Origin of the sequence: Lactococcus sp. S-13, assembly GCF_004210295.1 — a bacterium.
GTDB lineage: Bacteria > Bacillota > Bacilli > Lactobacillales > Streptococcaceae > Lactococcus.
Genome location: NZ_SDAK01000001.1, coordinates 107597 through 124854 on the forward strand (window position 1 = coordinate 107597; position 17258 = coordinate 124854).

Below are 17258 nucleotides of genomic sequence, written 5' to 3' on the forward strand. Positions count from 1 at the left end.
AATAAGTTAAACTTATGCTATAATTAAACTATGCAAATTGAAAAAACCAACCGCATGAATACACTTTTTGAATTTTATGCCACCCTTCTGACCGACAAACAGATGAATTATATTGAACTTTATTACGCCGATAACTACAGTCTCGCTGAAATCGCCGAGGAGTTTGATGTCAGCCGTCAAGCCGTTTACGACAATATCAAGCGCACCGAAAAAGTTCTGGAAAGTTACGAAGAAAAATTGCACCTTTTTAGCAATTATGTTGTCCGTAATCAAATGCTTGAGAGTTTGATGAAAACTTACGCCGCTGACGAACAATTGGTCAGCAAATTACAAGAAATCCAACAAATTGACGAAGAAGAATTTTGATAAAAGCTTTCCGTCAGTAAATTCTCTAACTTAAACCATGCAAAATTGAAATTCGTCAGCAAATTCTCCACTACTCCAGCCCAAAAACTGACAGAAATCTGAAAATATGCTATAATTAACTTTCGAAAGAGTGCCAAAAAGCAACCTCAAAACTTGGGGGCGTTACGGATTCGACAGGCACTGTCGCGCATGAACTGCAACTGCTGAGGGATCAGGATAATCATCCGCAGATAAATATAACTGCTAAAAATAATACACAAACTTACGCAATGGCAGCCTAAACAGCACCATGCGTGCCTGATATTTGCTCACTGATGGCAATTTGACGGCCTAAACCTTTAGTCAGATACGTTGCTGTGGTGGCTTGATGCAGCAAAAGAGATTTAAAGCCCCGCTAAATATTGCTGTTTGAGACTGGCTTTGGTATTTAGTTAGATTTGAGAAAGTCCTATGGTTGTAGACGTTGATGTAGCAAGGTGTTTGGACGCGGGTTCGACTCCCGCCGCCTCCATAAATCAGTTTATATAGAATTTTATAAACTAACAAACCGCTCTGTTGAGCGGTTTTTGTTTTTTTAAAATAGTTATGAAAAGATATAAATATAAAAAAACAGACCCTAAAAAAATAGGTACAGATGTAAAAAAGGAGAAAAGAGCTACTTCGATAGTGCATTGTATTGAAGGAATATACAGTTTGAAAAAAATAATTCTGGTTTTTCAGTAATAGTTTGTCACCAGCTGAAGTATAGAGTTGAATTTCAACCAAGAGTATCAGATTCTTCATTTGATTAGACATAAAAATAAAAAAGACTTGCGCTAACAAATACTAATGTACCCGCCTAAAAGTCGGTGTCAGAATTGATTCAAAAAGCCACTTTCTCTACCAAATTTGAAGACAATGTTGTAGGAGATTTTGGTAAAATTTATGATAAAATAGAGGAAGAGAAAAAACTCAATATGAACAGGAAAAGTTAGAAATTATGTGTATAATATTTTGGTATTTTACCTCTTGAACATACGCACGAAGGATTTTTAGGACCATATCTAGGTATGTTTAGCTCCTTTTTTCAAATGATGTCACATAGGAAATTTGAGTTATAGATTAAAATCTCGGTCTTGAAATATATTTCGTTCAAATATATTTTCTCACTCTTATAATTTGGGTGAGCGTTTTAATATAATCAAATAGGAGAGGTTAAAATGAGATTACTTTTGATTGATAATTATGACTCCTTCACTTATCTACTGGTACAGTATTTTGAGGAATTAGATTGTAGGGTAACAGTCGTTAGTGAGGAGAATGAACTGAGCCAGAAAGTCAAATTTTCCCCAGATTTCGTTGAGGAGTCTTATAATGCAATTATCATTTCTCCAGGCCCTAAAACACCAAAAGAAGCAGTATTCAGTCAGGAAGTTGTTAATCTTTATGCAGGAAAACTTCCTATCTTGGGAATCTGCTTGGGACAACAAGTTATTGCTGAGTGTTTTGGAGGAACAGTTGTTCTTGGTGAAAAGCCAATGCATGGTAAAATTTCTAAAATTACTCATAATGGTCAAGGAATTTTTGAAGGGCTACCTCAAGACCTGAAAATTGCACGTTATCATTCATTAATTGTTAATCATTTACCTGATGATTTTGTAATTGATGCTTTGAGCGAGGATGGGGTTATTCAGGCCATTCATCAGCCAAATTTAAAACTGTGGGCTTTACAATTTCATCCGGAAAGTTTGGCGGCAGATTATGGTCATGAAATGTTAAACAATTTTTTGAAGCAGGTATAGTTTTTTGAGAGAATTTATAAGAAAAAATGTAGATATTTGGAAAATTTTTCTAAAATATTATCGTCCAAATGAAGAAATTGTTTTTTTACATACTAGTCAAGTGACTGAAAATGAGCATTACAGTATTTTAGCTCATAAACCTTATAAAAAGGTTTCAAAATATCATAATGAACTACTTGTAAATGGTGAAAAAAGGAATCTTTCTTTTTCCGAAGCAGTAGATTTGCTGAAAGACGACTTAGTTGAACGACCTAAAAATTGGCCATTTTATCCAGAATTGATGGGTTTTGTAAGCTATGAGCAAGAGCCTGCTTGTTTTGCAACCTATGATGAAGTTTTACTTTTTGACCATGAAACCAAACTGTTACGGGTCGTGCAATTTGAACAAACTGATGGCGAGTATTGGCTGACTGAATCTGAAGAAATTAAAGTTGATATTGAGATTGAGTCTGATTTTCCGAAGGGCATAGGGGCTGTTTTTGTTGACCAAACAAGGCAAGAATATATGGCTTCAATTAAGAAATTACAAGATTATCTGAAGGCTGGCGATATTTATGTTGCCAATTTGACGCAACAATTTGAAATTTGGTCTGATCAAAAACCTATTGATGTTTTTAAGAAAACAACCAAACAGATTCCTGCACCTTTTTCATCATTTTTACAATATCCTGAATGGAAAATGACGCAGATTTCAAGTTCAGTAGAACGTTTTGTGTCCATTCATGATGGGGAATTAATTTCAAAACCAATCAAAGGAACAATTGCTAGAGGAGAAAATTCAGTAGCTGATAGATTACAAAAGAAAACACTTTCTGACAGTAGCAAAGAGCGCTCTGAGTTACTGATGGTGACGGATTTATTGCGCAATGATATTGCCCGAATTAGTCAACCTTTTTCTTTGTCAGTCCCTAAATTTGCAGAAATTGAAACTTTTTCTCATGTTCATCAATTGGTGACTTCAATAAAAAGTAGAATTAAAGAAGATTTGACTTTTTCCGAATTTATGACGGCTTTGTTTCCAGGTGGTTCAATCACAGGTACACCTAAAAAGCGAGCAATGGAAATTATTAAGGAAGTTGAAAAACAATCCAGAGGAATCTATACAGGGATGCAAGGTTGGTTAAGCCGAGAAATGGATTTGGATATGAACATCGTGATTCGGACATTAGTTCATTATGGTGAGCGTTATCAGCTTGGTGTAGGCGGCGGAATCACTTTTGAGAGTGAAGCAGAAGTAGAGTTTGCTGAGATTTTACTAAAAGCAAAACCCTTTTTAGATATTTTTGGTGTGAAAGATGTTCCAAGTATTTTATTTACAACAGGTCTTGTCAAAAATGGTGAATTGTTAAATTTAGAGGGTCATATCAATCGCTTGAAAAAACAATACCATCATCCAGATTTGGAAGAAAAATTGAGAATAATTGCTCAAAAAGTTACTGACGGGGTTTTACGTGTCAGCACTGATGGAGATTCCTTGACTCCTGAGACTCGTCAGTTGACGCATTCAAATGAGTCTTATCGAGTTAAGCTGGCGCCTATTAGTGACAAACCTAGCCCTTTGTCTAACTTTAAACTTTCAGGTCCAGATTTTCAAAAGGTCTTTCGTCAGGAAGTCTTGGAAGCGAAAAAAGAAGGGTTTCAAGATATTCTATTTCATACAGATGGTTTGGTCAGTGAATTATCAATCGGAAATTTTGTGGCAAAAAAAGGTGAACACTATGAAACACCAGCCCAATATGCCCTAAAGGGAACTTTTTTAGACTTATTTGCAAAAAAACATACTCTAGTTTATAAAGATATTGCAATTTCTGATTTGAAAACTTACGATCGTTTTTATATGACAAATGCTGCCAGAGGATTAGTAGAAATTAAAATTGACGGTATTTCCTAATGTATCGTTGGAAATGTTGTGATAAGTTAGGAATACCGTTAAGAGAATAGTAGAAATGTTGATTCTAAAATTTATCACGTTTCAGGACAAGCTGGATATTATGTGAAATCAAAAATACTGTATATTTTAATACTGAAGAAAAGGCTCAGGCTGCAGGATATAGAAAATCTCTACGCTAAATTTACGCTTTTTAATGACAAAACCCTATAAGAATAGTCACTGTTTTATCTATTTAATCTAGAGGTCTTGTTTTATAAATCCCAATTTTCCTTAAGTAACAATTACACTTTGAGTATGTGATAAAGCTGAAACTAATCCTATTATAAATCACATAACCCTAAGGGAGGTAGATGTTAACTACTATCGAAAATAATGCACCAGTATAGTTTGGAGAAGTTAAGGCAAGCAATTTCGGTTTTGGGGATAGAGTGGTTATACAATGACAAGAAATATCACAATAAAATGAATAATAAAAAAGGCTTAGAAAAATCTAATCCTTTTTTATTATCCTGCGAAATCTTACTAGTCAATCTTCCAGCTGAAGGGTATTACTTACGGACTTCTTTTTTAAATATTTCGTAGTAAGAAGTTTCATAAATATGCTGGATTTCTAATCACAGCAATGTTGGTCGTGGTGCCCCAGATTCCGTGATATTTAGGTTGATATAGTCTTTAATCTTACTGCACTCGACAAGGTATTCGTCGTCACATTTAGGGCATTCCGTGAAGGAGTTAACAGGAACATACAAACATTGTTGTCAGAAACTCGTGACATAGGATTTAAAAGGATAAAAGAGCTATAGCAAAGTATGCATATATTAATGGGGCAAATTCTGGGGCAGAACAAAATAAAACCTCTTATTAAGTTAATAATAGGAGGAAAAGGAGCATCTATGTTATAAGGAGGAGATGGGAATCGAACCCATTCACTTAATAGTTTAAATGGCAATATATTGCTTCCCCCGCACTACTGGGTGTCCTCCATAAGTTTATACTCTCATAATACCAGAAACCGAAATCGTAATCAAAAGAATAGTTTGCTATTTTTAGATAAACGAGAAATTTTTCCAGTTCCATGACCACTCTGCACTAGCTAGCTCAAATTTATCAGAGGCATCCATATCTTATCCCCGACAAAATAAAAAACTCCAAATATATGCTATAATATTCAAAGAAAAAGCTAGCTCAAAGGATAAAAATTATGGAAAATAGCCTCAATATTATCGAAAAGATGAACCCCAATCAAAAAATTAACTACGACCGCGTTTTTCAAAAGGTTCGTGAAAGTTGGCGCAAAGAAGAAGTTCGTCCCAAAATCTTACTCCATAGTTGCTGTGCCCCTTGTAGCACCTATTCACTTGAGTACCTTGCCGAATCTGCCGATGTTACAATTTATTTTGCCAATTCTAACATTCATCCATCAAGCGAGTACACACGTCGAAAAATCGTACAAGAACAATTTGTCCAAGCTTTTAACGAGCGGACAGGTCATCAGGTTCAATTTATTGCTGCCGAATACGAACCAAACGTTTTTCTCCAAATGGTGCGTCAAAAGCACCTTGAAAACGAACCAGAGGGCGGAAAACGGTGCAGCGCTTGTTTTGAATTACGCCTTGATTTAGTCGCCGAAAAAGCCGTGGAACTTGGTTTTGACTACTTTGGGAGCGCCTTAACCCTATCTCCAAAGAAAAATAGCCAGCTCATCAACGAAATTGGCTTAGATATACAAAAAATTTATTCCGTCAACTACCTCCCGAGCGACTTTAAGAAAAACAACGGCTACAAACGCTCAATTGAAATGTGCCGCGAATATGATGTCTATCGTCAATGTTATTGCGGTTGTATTTATGCAGCCAAAGAACAAGGAGTTGATCTTAAAGAACAAAACCGTGCAGCCATCAATTTTATCCGCAATCAAAAATAAAATAAAAAAAGCTCAAAATTAGAGCTTTTTTTATTTTTACAAAAAACAAAAAAAGCAACATTTCCACTGATAAAAGTATAAAATACGAATGTTTTGATTTAGGAAAAGTAGTATAACTTTCATTGTAAACGTTTTCGTATAAAAATAAAAAGTAAAGGGTACCCTTTCTCTTGTTCTTGAACAAGAGAAACACTATTAGCTTAATAATGTAAGGAGAAAACAATAATGAATAAATTCAAAAAAGTAGCACTAGCAAGTGTCGCAGCGCTTGCTATTATCTCTCTCGCTGCTTGTGGAAAATCAACAAGTACAAGTTCTAAAGCTGTCAACGCAAGCTCTAATTTGGACAAAAAGCAGACGATTAATGTGTGGACGTTTACAGATTTAAAACCTCAGCTTACAGAACTCAAAAAGCTAAAACCCAATCTGACTATTAAAGAAGTTGTCCTTCCCTATGCTAATTTTCAAACGAAGCTTGACCAAGTTATTGGGACAAGCAAAGGTCCTGATATGATTGCCTTGGATGCAGGATTTGTTGAAAAATATGTTGAGTCGGGTAAGCTAACAGATTTGGCACCTTATGGTGTTGCAAAAGCTGCCAAGGCTAATTACAAGTATACCCTTGATATGGGTAAAAATAGCAAAGGGCAACAAGTTTCAATTTCTTACCAAGCAGCTCCCGGAGCGTATTTTTACAACACGCAAGTTTTCTCAAAATATTTAGGAATCCAACCAGATGATATCGCCTCTGCCCAAAAAGCCCTTTCTAGCTGGGATCAAATTGAAAAGACCGCCCAAACGATTAAAGAAAAATCTGGCGGTCAAGCCTACCTTTTTAGCTCACTTGAAGAAATTTATAATCCAGTCATTGGAGCACGTAAAGAAGGATGGGTTTCTAAAGATAACAAATTACAAATTGATAGCTCAATGTTGAAGTCATTAGATGTGATGAAAGACTTTGTTGCTAATAAATGGACGCAAAATACCTCAGCACAATCTGGCGACTGGTTTACAGGGATGTCTAACAACACCATTGGTACTTATGCACTTCCTTCATGGGGTATGTTTTACTGGCTAAAAGATGACTCTAAAGGGACTTTTGGTAATTGGCGTATGACGCAAGGCCCTGTTTCGTACTCTTGGGGTGGTACTTGGCTTTCTGCTGTTAAAGGTTCTGCTAATGAAAAAGGTGCAGCAGCACTCTCTGTCTATATGAGTACAGATAAAACTTTCCAAACTTGGGAAGCGAAAACTCAAAGTGACTTTGTGGCTGTAAGTACTGTTAACAACACTGTAGGTAAAGATGCCTCTGTCAAACTTCTGGGTGGACAAAATCCATATCCTATCTTCAATAAAGTTGCAAAAGGAATCAATGGTAAAAATCAAACACAATATGACCAAAATATCCAATCCCTTTGGATTAACGATGTTGTTAACCCATATGCCAATGGTAAAGTCTCTAAAGATAAAGCACTTAAAAACTTCAAGAATGATGTGAAGTCAGCTTATCCTTCTATGACTGTTAACTAATTTTAGAAATAGAGGTGGTGAATAGTAATATTTCCCTCCTCATTTTTTGAAAGGAAACTTTTATGGAAAATACAACTAAAAAATCATCAAAGAAAAAACTTTTTGAGAGATATAATCATTTTGGATATTATTTCTTGATTCCTTTCTTTGCTGGTTTCCTTGTTTTTCAACTTTATCCAATCATCTATTCTATTGCTATCAGTTTTACTAGTATGAATGGTTTTCAAACTTTCTCTGATGCAACAAATGTTGGCTTACAAAATTTTATAACTTTATTTAAAAATACTCCTTTGTTCATTACGAGTATAGGCAATACCTTGCTTTTATGGGTTCTTAACTTTGTCCCTCAAATTCTTATGGCGCTTATTCTTGCCGCTTGGTGGACAAATCGTAAGCTTAATTTGAAAGGGAACAGTTTTTGGAAAACAGTTTTTTACTTACCAAATATGATTATGGCAGCCTCTATCGCAGCACTATTCTTGGGGATTTTTGGGTATCCAAATGGTCCTGCTAATCTGTTGTTAACACATTTACACATTCTCAGTCAGCCTTTTAACTTTTTCCAATCTATTTGGGGAACACGTAGTATTATTATCTTCCTTCAATTTTGGATGTGGTATGGCTCCACAGCAATCGTATTAGTTGCGGGAATTTCCTCAATTGATGATAGCTTATTTGAAGCGGCAAGGATTGATGGAGCTTCTGATGGACAAATTTTCCGAAGAATTACGATGCCTTTGCTTCGCCCAATCATCATGTATACATTCGTTACAAGCTTCGTGGGAGGACTACAGGTCTTTGATATTCCTTATTTGCTATCTCAAGGAGCTGGAGGACCACAAAACTCAACTTATACGCTTGCGATGTTTATTTACAATCAAGCTTTCCAATATCGCAATTATGGAATTGCTGCTGCAGCTTCAGTTATCCTTTTAATCATCGCTGCTGTTGTTTCTATTGCGCTCTTTAGATTCTTCCGTGAACGTACGAGCAACAAAGATTTAATAGGAGGTAAAAACTGATGAAGCAAAGTTATCAAAATTCCCTGAGAGCACGGCGTATCTTAATTTACATCTGCTTTGGAATCCTTACTCTACTAAGCCTCCTGCCTTTTGCTGTCATGTTAGTAGATTCAACTCGTTCAGTTGTTCAATTATATAGTGGCGTCTCCCTCTTGCCGGGTAGCTCTTTAGCCCATAATTTGCGTGTCCTATTTGGTTACGATTTTAACCTGGCGCGTGGGATGTTTAACTCTACTTTTGTAGCTGTTATTTCTACAGTACTCTCTCTTTATTGTTCTGCATTGGGAGCTTACGCTCTGGTAGCCTATGATTTTAAAGGCAAACGGCTTGTCTATGCTTTTGTCGTTGCGCTCATTATGATTCCTGGGCAAGTTTCTATGATTGGATTTTATCAATTCATGATTCAATTAAATTTGCTCAATAATTATATCCCTTTGATTCTTCCAGGGATATGTGCACCGACTACAGTATTCTTCCTCGTCGAATATATGGGAACAGTTTATAATAAAGATTATGCAGATTCTGCACGGCTAGATGGCGCTAGTGAAATTAAAATTTTCCACTCTGTGATGTTACCAATGATGAAACCAGGTCTCGCCACAATGGCAATTTTTGGCTTTGTCTTTAGCTGGAATAATTTCCTCATGCCTTTAATGCTCATTTCTGATAAACATCTTTATACCTTACCCATGATGGTACAAACAATGACTGCACTTGGAGCAGGAGGAAAGACAGTTGAATGGGGTGCTGTTTATTCAGGACTTTCAATTGCGATTGCACCAATTATTATTGTTTATCTTATTCTATCACGTCTAATTGTCGGTGGTGGAACAGCAGGAGGGGTGAAAGGTTGATACGCGCTGTTTTCCACGACATATTAGAGAAATAAGTACTTTCTTCTGATAATTAACAATAAGATTTACTAAAAATTAAGCCTTACGAGGAAACTCAGAAGGTTTAATTTTTTAGACTAACTCTTATATTTATTATTTTAGGGGGGGAGTTAAAAAAGTCAAAATTTATAGGAGGTTAAAATAATGAATCAAAGAAAAGAGAGGGTAGATTCAGTTTTCAATCCGATTATTCCTGGATTTTCGCCAGACCCATCAATTTGTCGAGTAGTGAATGACTATTATCTTTGCAATTCCAGCTTTTCTTATTTTCCAGGCTTGCCGATTTATCATTCGACGGACCTGATTCATTGGGAATTTTTGAGTTTCGCTATTAACCGTAGTGAACAAATGGATTTTTCAGGAGGAGATACATCACGCGGACTCTTTGCTCCAACGCTTCGCTACCATAATGGAACTTTCTATATTGTCTGTACAAATATATCACATGGCGGGAATTTTCTAATTTACTCGTCCAACTTGAAAGAATGGTCAGATCCAGTTTGGTTAGAGGCTGATGGGATTGATCCAAGCCTATATTTTGAAAAGGATAAAGTTTATTATTGCGGGACGCATGCACCGAATGGTGCAGAAATGGATGGTTTAAACAATCGAATCTTTTTGGCAGAACTTGATATCAAGACAGGCAATTTGTCTAATTCGACAGATATTTGGCAAGCAGTGATGCGGGGGGCGGTTTGGCCTGAGGGACCGCATATTTATCGGATTAAAGATTATTACTACTTGCTTTATGCCGAGGGTGGAACCTCAACAGAGCATGCGGTCATGGTGGCACGTAGTCATGAGCTATTTGGTCCTTATGAAAATTGCCCTCATAATCCTATTTTGACCCATCGCCATTTGGGGCCACATTTTCCTTTGCGTAATGTGGGGCATGGCGATTTGGTTGATGACAGTACAGAAAATTGGTGGATGGTTTGCCTAGCAAGTCGTTTTCGGGAAAATGCGGATAATATGGGACGTGAGACTTTTTTGGTGAAGATTGAATTTATCAGTGGCTGGCCCTATGCTTGTTTGGGAAAAGGAATGTTATCTGAGCAAACACGAGGTGAGCGGATTATTGTAGATTTTAATAAAAGTTCTGAGCTTTTACAATTAAAGACCACGAATCAAGAGTGGTGGTCTTTGAAAGATGACAAATGGATACTTGATGGCGGAACTGAGGTTGGTTCAGACGGACCACATTTGTTAGTGATACGACAACAATCCTTTGATTTTGAGTTAGAAGCGAGTGTGAATGTTTCATCTGATGCAGGATTAATTCTCTATCAAAATGAAGAAAATTATCTCACTTATACAGAGCGGGAAATCGAAATTGTCAAAGCAGCTAGAGTTGAAAAAATTTTATCTTCTAGTAGGAACCCTTTTCTAAGAATTAATGTCAAAAATCAGATTGCCACATTCAATGGTGAAAATCCTATTAACATTAGCTTCTTGGGGAGTACACAAGCTGGAGGATTTGTTGGAACAATGATTGGGATTTTTAACCGAGGAGATGCACGAGCGATTTTCTGCAATATTAAGGCTCAGTTTGATATATAGAGAGGTTTAAATTGAGAAAAGAGACAGTATCAATCTTGTTTTTAAAAACTGTGGGACCTTAATTTTTTAAGGGGTTTGGAAAAAGTATAGCATTTATAAAATGATGAGATAAAGAAAGGATAATATGGAAAATTTATTATTACAGGTTGCTCCTGCAGAAGAAATTCAAGAGAAGCTGGAAAAGGTCTTTGAAACACTTTTTGGACAAAATTCTTCTGAACGTATTTACTATGAAGCAACAGATACAGCCTATATTGTTGATACAGGCAACGATGATGTTCGAACTGAGGGAATGTCTTATGGGATGATGATTGCTCTCCAACTAGACAAACCTAAGATGTTTTCTCGTCTGTGGAATTGGGTAAAAAGATATATGACCGTTCCAAAAGGACATGAGAATGAAGGTTATTTTATCTGGTCCTGTGCGCGTGATGGGAGTCCCAATAGTGATGGAGCGGCACCAGATGGAGAGGAATACTTTGCTGCGACATTGTTGCTGGCTGAGCAAAAATGGAAAATCAAAGCGTATGGAGATGAAGCGAGAGCTTTGCTTCACGCGATGGTCCATAAGGGAGAAAAAGAGGATGGTTACCCGATGTTTGAACCAGACAATACTTATATTAAATTTGTCGCTCAGCTCCATATAACCGACCCTTCCTATCATTTGCCCCATTTCTACAAGCTCTATGCAAAATATGGAAATCCAGAAGATGCGGACTTCTTTTTAAAAGCTGAGGAAGAATCTCGAAAGTTTTGGCTAAAGTCAGCGGACGCTAAGACGGGACTCACACCAGAATATGCTGATTATGAAGGCAAACCTTATGATATTGACGGGCATTGGACTTTCTTTAGTGATGCTTATCGGACGGTTGCCAATATCGGGCTAGATTATGTCTGGGAGAAAAAAGATATTGGGCAAAGTCAGATTGCCTTAAATATTCAAAAATTCTTCAAACCTTATCTTGAAAATGGAGAAGAAATTCCTGTTTTTAAAATAAATGGGGAAGCTTTGACTAAAGAAGAACAGAATGCACAGGATTTTCCACCTTTGAAAGTACATCATCCAGTTGGACTTTGGGCAACTTTGGCGCAGGCTTCACTCGTCACTATTGATTTTGACAAAGATCTAGCTTTGAAATACCTTAATTATTTTTGGAATTTAGAGCCTAGGAAGGGGAAATATCGTTATTACGATAATTTACTTTACTTTTTTGCTCTGCTTGCTCTGAGTGGAAATTATAGAAAAGGGTGGTAAGAGATGACAAAAGAAATTGCGTTGACTTTTGATGATGGGCCATGGGGTGCGACAACACCTCGAGTACTTGACATATTGATAAAACGGAAAATCCCCGCAACATTTATGATTTGGGGAGAGCATGCGAAAAAATATCCAGAGGTTTTAAAACGTGTTGCGACTAGTGGGTTATTCGCTTTGGGAAATCATACCTACACTCACCCACAGCTGAATGATTTGTCTGAAAGTGAAATTCGTCAGGAGTTGTTAGAAACAGACAAGATTGTTCAAGAGTTGACGGGCTTATCCCTTGACTTTGTGAGACCTCCTTTTGGCGATTGTGATTCCGAGCTTTTAGCAATGATTAACCGTCCAGTGATTTGCTGGTCGCTTGATACGATGAGCTGGAAACATGGAGATGCGGCCAAGTGCGTGGAGCAAATTTATTTGGCTAAGGATGGCGATATTTTGCTCATGCATGATATGCAGGAAGCTGATGCAAAGGCTCTACCTCAAATTTTGGATTATCTTGAAGAAGAAAAATTTATTTTTAAGACTATTCCAGGATTATTAAAAAAACAAGGATTAGATGAGCCTTATATCTATTATTCACGTGATAGACGAAATAAATCAGGATTTTGAAATTTCATATACTGCGACTAACTATAGCTATGCCAAGCCCAAACTACCCTTCAGCTAAAAAAGGGTAATCTGGTAAATCAATAGCTTGACAAGATGAGAAAATTTTAATAAAATAAAGGTAAGTTAAATATTCCAAAGGGGAGTAGCGTCGGTATAAACCGAAATAAAGTCGTCAGTTCGTGAGTTTCTCACCGGCTTTATTGACATACAATGTATGTATAGCAAGACCTTTGCCAGTTTTTGATATCTGGCAGAGGTCTTTTTTTATAACAGTCAGCTCATAAAGTTGATTTTATAAAAAATCCTCTGGAAAACACTTAGAAAAAGGAGAACGCTCGTGCAGTATTACAACCAATCAAGTCAAGAAACCCTTAAATTGACAACAAGTTCGACACAAGGTTTGAGCAACAAAGAGGTCGAACAGCGTCAATCAAGAGATGGTTTCAACGAACTCAAAGAAAAAGAAAAAACATCTACTTGGCAACTTTTTATTGAAACGCTGAAAGACCCAATGGTTATCATCTTACTTTTAGTTGCTTTTGTGCAACTCTTTCTGGGTGAATTTATTGAATCTTTGGTTATTTTTATCGTTTTGATGATTAATTCTGCAGTAGCAGTTATTCAAACTAAACGAGCTGAAAGCTCCTTGGATGCTTTAAGACAGATGTCAGCACCCTCAGCAAAGGTATTGCGCCAAGGAGAGAAAAAAGCGATTCCTGCCCGTGAACTCGTAGTGGGCGATATCGTTTCTCTTGAAGCTGGTGATTTCATTCCTGCCGATGGTCGCTTGATAGAAGTCCAAAATCTTCGCGTTGAAGAAGGAATGCTGACAGGAGAATCTGAACCAGTCGAAAAAATTTCGGACTCTATTGAGGGTGAAGTTGGGCTTGGGGATCGTAAAAATATGGTCTTTAGCTCAAGTCTTGTCGTTTATGGACGAGCAGACTTTGTCGTTACTGCCATTGCCACTCAAACAGAGATTGGTAAAATCGCACAACTTTTAGAAACAGCCGAAGCGAAACAAACTCCACTCCAACAAAAATTAGAAAAATTCGGTAAACAATTAGGATGGGCAATCTTAGCGCTTTGTGCCTTGATATTTGCAGTCCAAATCTTGCGTTTATTTACATCAAATCAAGTTGTAGATATGCAAAAAGCAATCCTTGATTCTTTCATGTTTGCTGTCGCTGTCGCCGTCGCTGCTATTCCTGAGGCGCTCTCTTCAGTAGTTACCATTGTTCTTTCGGTTGGTACTAATAAAATGGCAAAACAACACGCGATTATGCGTAATCTTCCAGCTGTTGAAACACTAGGTTCAACTTCAGTCATTTGTACTGATAAGACAGGAACATTGACACAAAATAAAATGACCGTAGTCGAAACGTTTTTACCTTCAGCATCGACAAACCAACTGACTGATTTGAAGCAAGCCGATCAAAAACTTTTGCTTAACGCAATGGTATTGTGTAATGACTCTAGCTTTTCTAATGAAGGACAAGCACTTGGTGATCCGACCGAAGTTGCGCTAATTGCTTATAGCGATAAAATCGGCCACCCTTATCAAAGTTTACGTAATGCATCAGCACGCTTAGCTGAGTTTCCATTTGACTCAGAAAGAAAATTGATGAGCACGCTCAATGATTTTGAGGGTGAAAAAACAATTTTTGTTAAAGGTGGTCCAGATGTCCTATTCACTCGCTGCAATCGGATTTTCTTAGACGGTCAAGTTCAATCCTTAACGCCTGAATTAAAAGCAAAATTTCAAGAGCAGAATGAGATTTTTAGTCGAAAAGCTTTACGTGTTCTGGCTTATGCTTATAAACCAGCTGCAAAAGCACAGGATGAGTTAACACTTGAAGACGAACAAGATTTGATTCTGATTGGCTTATCAGCTATGATTGATCCACCACGTGAAGCTGTTTATGATTCGATTGCCGAGGCCAAAAAAGCAGGTATCCGAACAATTATGATTACAGGAGATCACAAGACAACAGCTCAGGCTATTGCAAAAGATATTGGTTTGATGGACGAGGATGATCGGGCAGTTACTGGTCAAGAATTAGACGCAATGTCTGACGAAGAATTGCGCCGCGAGTTATCAAATATTTCTGTCTATGCGCGAGTTTCTCCTGAAAATAAAATCAGAATCGTTCGTGCTTGGCAACAAGATCACCAAGTAACTGCAATGACCGGGGATGGTGTCAACGATGCCCCTGCCTTGAAACAAGCTGATATTGGTATTGCGATGGGGTCAGGTACAGACGTGGCAAAGGATGCTTCAAGTATGATTTTAACGGATGATAACTTTGTATCAATTGTCACAGCAGTAGGTATCGGACGAACAGTTTATGATAATATTAAAAAATCAATAAGTTATCTTTTCTCAGGAAATTTGGGGGCAATCATTGCTATTGTCTTTGCTTTAATTGTAGGTTGGGTTAATCCCTTTACCGCCTTGCAATTGCTCTTTATCAACTTAGTCAATGACTCTGTGCCAGCGATTGCATTAGGTATGGAAAAAGCAGAACCGGATGTTATGGCTAAACCACCACGTCGCTTGGACGAAGGGATTTTTGCGAATGGTTTGATGCGAATTATCTTAATCCGCGGTTCATTGATTGGGGTCGCAGCCATTATCTCTCAATATATTGGACAAAAAACTTCTGTTGAGATGGGTGTTGCGATGGCCTTTACCACTTTGATTTTGGCGCGAACACTGCAAACTTTTGCTGCACGTTCAAACTCACAAAATATTTTGCGATTAGGCCTTACAACGAACAAATATGTACTGGGTGCAGTTACTTTCTGTTTGGCTTTGTATAGTTTGACAACTCTTCCTTTCTTGCGTGAAATCTTCTCAATTCCCGCAAGCTTTGGTTGGACAGAATGGGTATGCGCAGCAGGACTTGCAGTTGGAGCCGTGATTTTCATGGAAATCTTTAAATCACTCAATGGAATCATCGAGCGTCGTCGTGCAAAACTTGTTTTTGATAAAAAATATCCAAAATAAGGTGGTAAAAAGAGTGTGAAGATAAAATTTCGCACTCTTTTTTAAGCAGTGAATGAGAGCGTTTAACTTTAGAAAGAAATTAGGATGGAAAATAAAAAAGAAGAGATTAAAAGGGAACATTCTCCAACGGGAAAATCTCCTTGGCGTAAAAATTTTTATTTATTTTTAATTGGTCAGCTTTTAACTGGAGTCACGTCAATGGTGGTTCAATATGCAATCATTTGGTACCTTACTTTAGAGTCAGGAAAAGAGTCGGTGCTTGCAATCGCTACCCTAATTGGGATGATTCCAATGGTTATTTTATCACCTTTTGTGGGACCATTTATTGATCGCGTTAATAAGAAGGTGCTTTTGATTTCGTACGATGCTATTGCAGCAATTGTAGCTTTAGGACTGTTTGTTTATGGAGTCACTCATAGTGTCTACCCGCTTTGGCTAGTATTTATAACCATTGGTATTCGTGCTGTGGCGCAAACGGCTCAAATGCCTACGGTGCAGTCGATTATTCCTACAATGGTACCAGAAGATGAAATAACACGAATCAATGGACAATTTGGGATGATGCAATCTTTAGTTTATATTTTATCGCCTGCTTTAGGCGCCTGGATGGTTGCGGCTTTCCCCATTCACTGGGTTATTCTCTTAGATGTCATTGGTTTTATTTTAGGCGCTGGAATGCTTTTACTAGTGAAAATTCCTGAAGTCTTATCTTTAGGTGAGAAAATTCAAGTGCTTGCGGATACTAAAGAAGCTTTCAAAATTTTATATGCTAATAAAGGAATTTGGAAGATTACATTGATTGGTACTTTATTTATGCTTCTTTTCATGCCTGGCATTAGTCTATATCCACTAGTAACAACAAAGTATTTTGGGGGAACTATTGTAGATGCGGGATGGGTCGAGGTCATTTACGCAGGAGCAATGCTTTTGGGAGGCTTCTTTGTAGGATTTTTTGGGAATGTCAAAAATCGAATGCCGTGGATCATCATGGCTTATCTGGTAGTTGGATTAACCATTGGCTTTTCAGGACTACTGCCAGGAACGATGGACAGTTTTGGCATTTTCCTCTTTCTAAACCTCTTAGCAGGTTTAGTGAGTCCTGTTTTTAATTCAATGAATATGGCAATGACTCAACAATCTTTTGAACCTCAATATTTAGGAAGGGTTATGAGTTTGGTTTCAGCTCTAATGGGCTTAGCAGGCCCTGTTGGGCTCGTTTTTGCGGCACCACTTGCTGGTTGGTTGGGTGTCCAAAATATGTTAGTAATTGCCGGAATTGGAGGAGTGGTCGCTGCATTTTTACTGTGGGTTATTCCTCAGGTGAGAAACTATGACAAAGTACTTCAGAAACGCTTAAATTTGGAAAAATAAAAGAAAAATTACTGATCGATAGGGTCAGTAATTT

General features: G+C 37.4%; 12 protein-coding genes and 1 other RNA gene. All 13 read left to right on the top strand.

Annotation, left to right across the window (positions count from 1 at the left end; translation table 11 throughout):
* Positions 1-30 precede the first annotated feature (30 nt).
* The 13 genes from EQJ87_RS00635 to EQJ87_RS00700 all read left to right on the top strand — a co-directional run bounded on the left by EQJ87_RS00635 (position 31) and on the right by EQJ87_RS00700 (position 17224).
* Positions 31-366, top strand: a complete 336-nt coding sequence (locus tag EQJ87_RS00635; RefSeq protein ID WP_130122863.1) for a putative DNA-binding protein — start codon at positions 31-33, stop codon at positions 364-366.
* Positions 367-521: 155 nt separating this feature from the next.
* Positions 522-880, top strand: a transfer-messenger RNA (tmRNA) gene (ssrA, locus tag EQJ87_RS00640).
* 685 nt (positions 881-1565) lie between these two features.
* Complete coding sequence (locus EQJ87_RS00645) at positions 1566-2147, top strand: anthranilate synthase component II (RefSeq protein ID WP_130122865.1); 582 nt, start codon at positions 1566-1568, stop codon at positions 2145-2147.
* A 4-nt stretch (positions 2148-2151) separates the two neighbouring features.
* Positions 2152-4038, top strand: coding sequence for an aminodeoxychorismate synthase component I (gene pabB / locus EQJ87_RS00650; RefSeq protein WP_130122867.1), 1887 nt, complete (start codon positions 2152-2154; stop codon positions 4036-4038).
* A 1201-nt stretch (positions 4039-5239) separates the two neighbouring features.
* Positions 5240-5962, top strand: coding sequence for an epoxyqueuosine reductase QueH (locus EQJ87_RS00660; RefSeq protein ID WP_190289009.1), 723 nt, complete (start codon positions 5240-5242; stop codon positions 5960-5962).
* 225 nt (positions 5963-6187) lie between these two features.
* Positions 6188-7492 (top strand): ABC transporter substrate-binding protein, encoded by a 1305-nt coding sequence (locus EQJ87_RS00665; RefSeq protein WP_130122871.1) that lies wholly within the window; start codon positions 6188-6190, stop codon positions 7490-7492.
* A gap of 62 nt (positions 7493-7554) precedes the next feature.
* Positions 7555-8514: a carbohydrate ABC transporter permease gene (locus tag EQJ87_RS00670; protein WP_130122873.1), complete on the top strand. Its 960-nt coding sequence runs from the start codon at positions 7555-7557 to the stop codon at positions 8512-8514.
* Positions 8514-9368: a carbohydrate ABC transporter permease gene (locus EQJ87_RS00675; protein ID WP_130122874.1), complete on the top strand. Its 855-nt coding sequence runs from the start codon at positions 8514-8516 to the stop codon at positions 9366-9368. Before EQJ87_RS00670 ends, EQJ87_RS00675 begins: the two co-directional genes overlap by 1 nt.
* Positions 9369-9551: 183 nt before the next feature.
* Positions 9552-10967: a glycoside hydrolase family 43 protein gene (locus EQJ87_RS00680; RefSeq protein ID WP_130122875.1), complete on the top strand. Its 1416-nt coding sequence runs from the start codon at positions 9552-9554 to the stop codon at positions 10965-10967.
* Positions 10968-11091: 124 nt separating this feature from the next.
* The gene (locus tag EQJ87_RS00685; protein WP_130122876.1) at positions 11092-12222 is read left to right on the top strand and encodes a glycosyl hydrolase family 8; all 1131 of its coding nucleotides are present in this window, start codon (positions 11092-11094) and stop codon (positions 12220-12222) included.
* A gap of 3 nt (positions 12223-12225) precedes the next feature.
* Positions 12226-12843, top strand: coding sequence for a polysaccharide deacetylase family protein (locus EQJ87_RS00690; protein ID WP_130122877.1), 618 nt, complete (start codon positions 12226-12228; stop codon positions 12841-12843).
* A 337-nt stretch (positions 12844-13180) separates the two neighbouring features.
* Positions 13181-15853, top strand: a complete 2673-nt coding sequence (locus EQJ87_RS00695; protein WP_130122878.1) for a cation-translocating P-type ATPase — start codon at positions 13181-13183, stop codon at positions 15851-15853.
* A gap of 84 nt (positions 15854-15937) precedes the next feature.
* On the top strand, positions 15938-17224 hold the full coding sequence (locus EQJ87_RS00700) for an MFS transporter (protein WP_130122879.1): 1287 nt from the start codon (positions 15938-15940) through the stop codon (positions 17222-17224).
* Positions 17225-17258 lie beyond the last annotated feature (34 nt).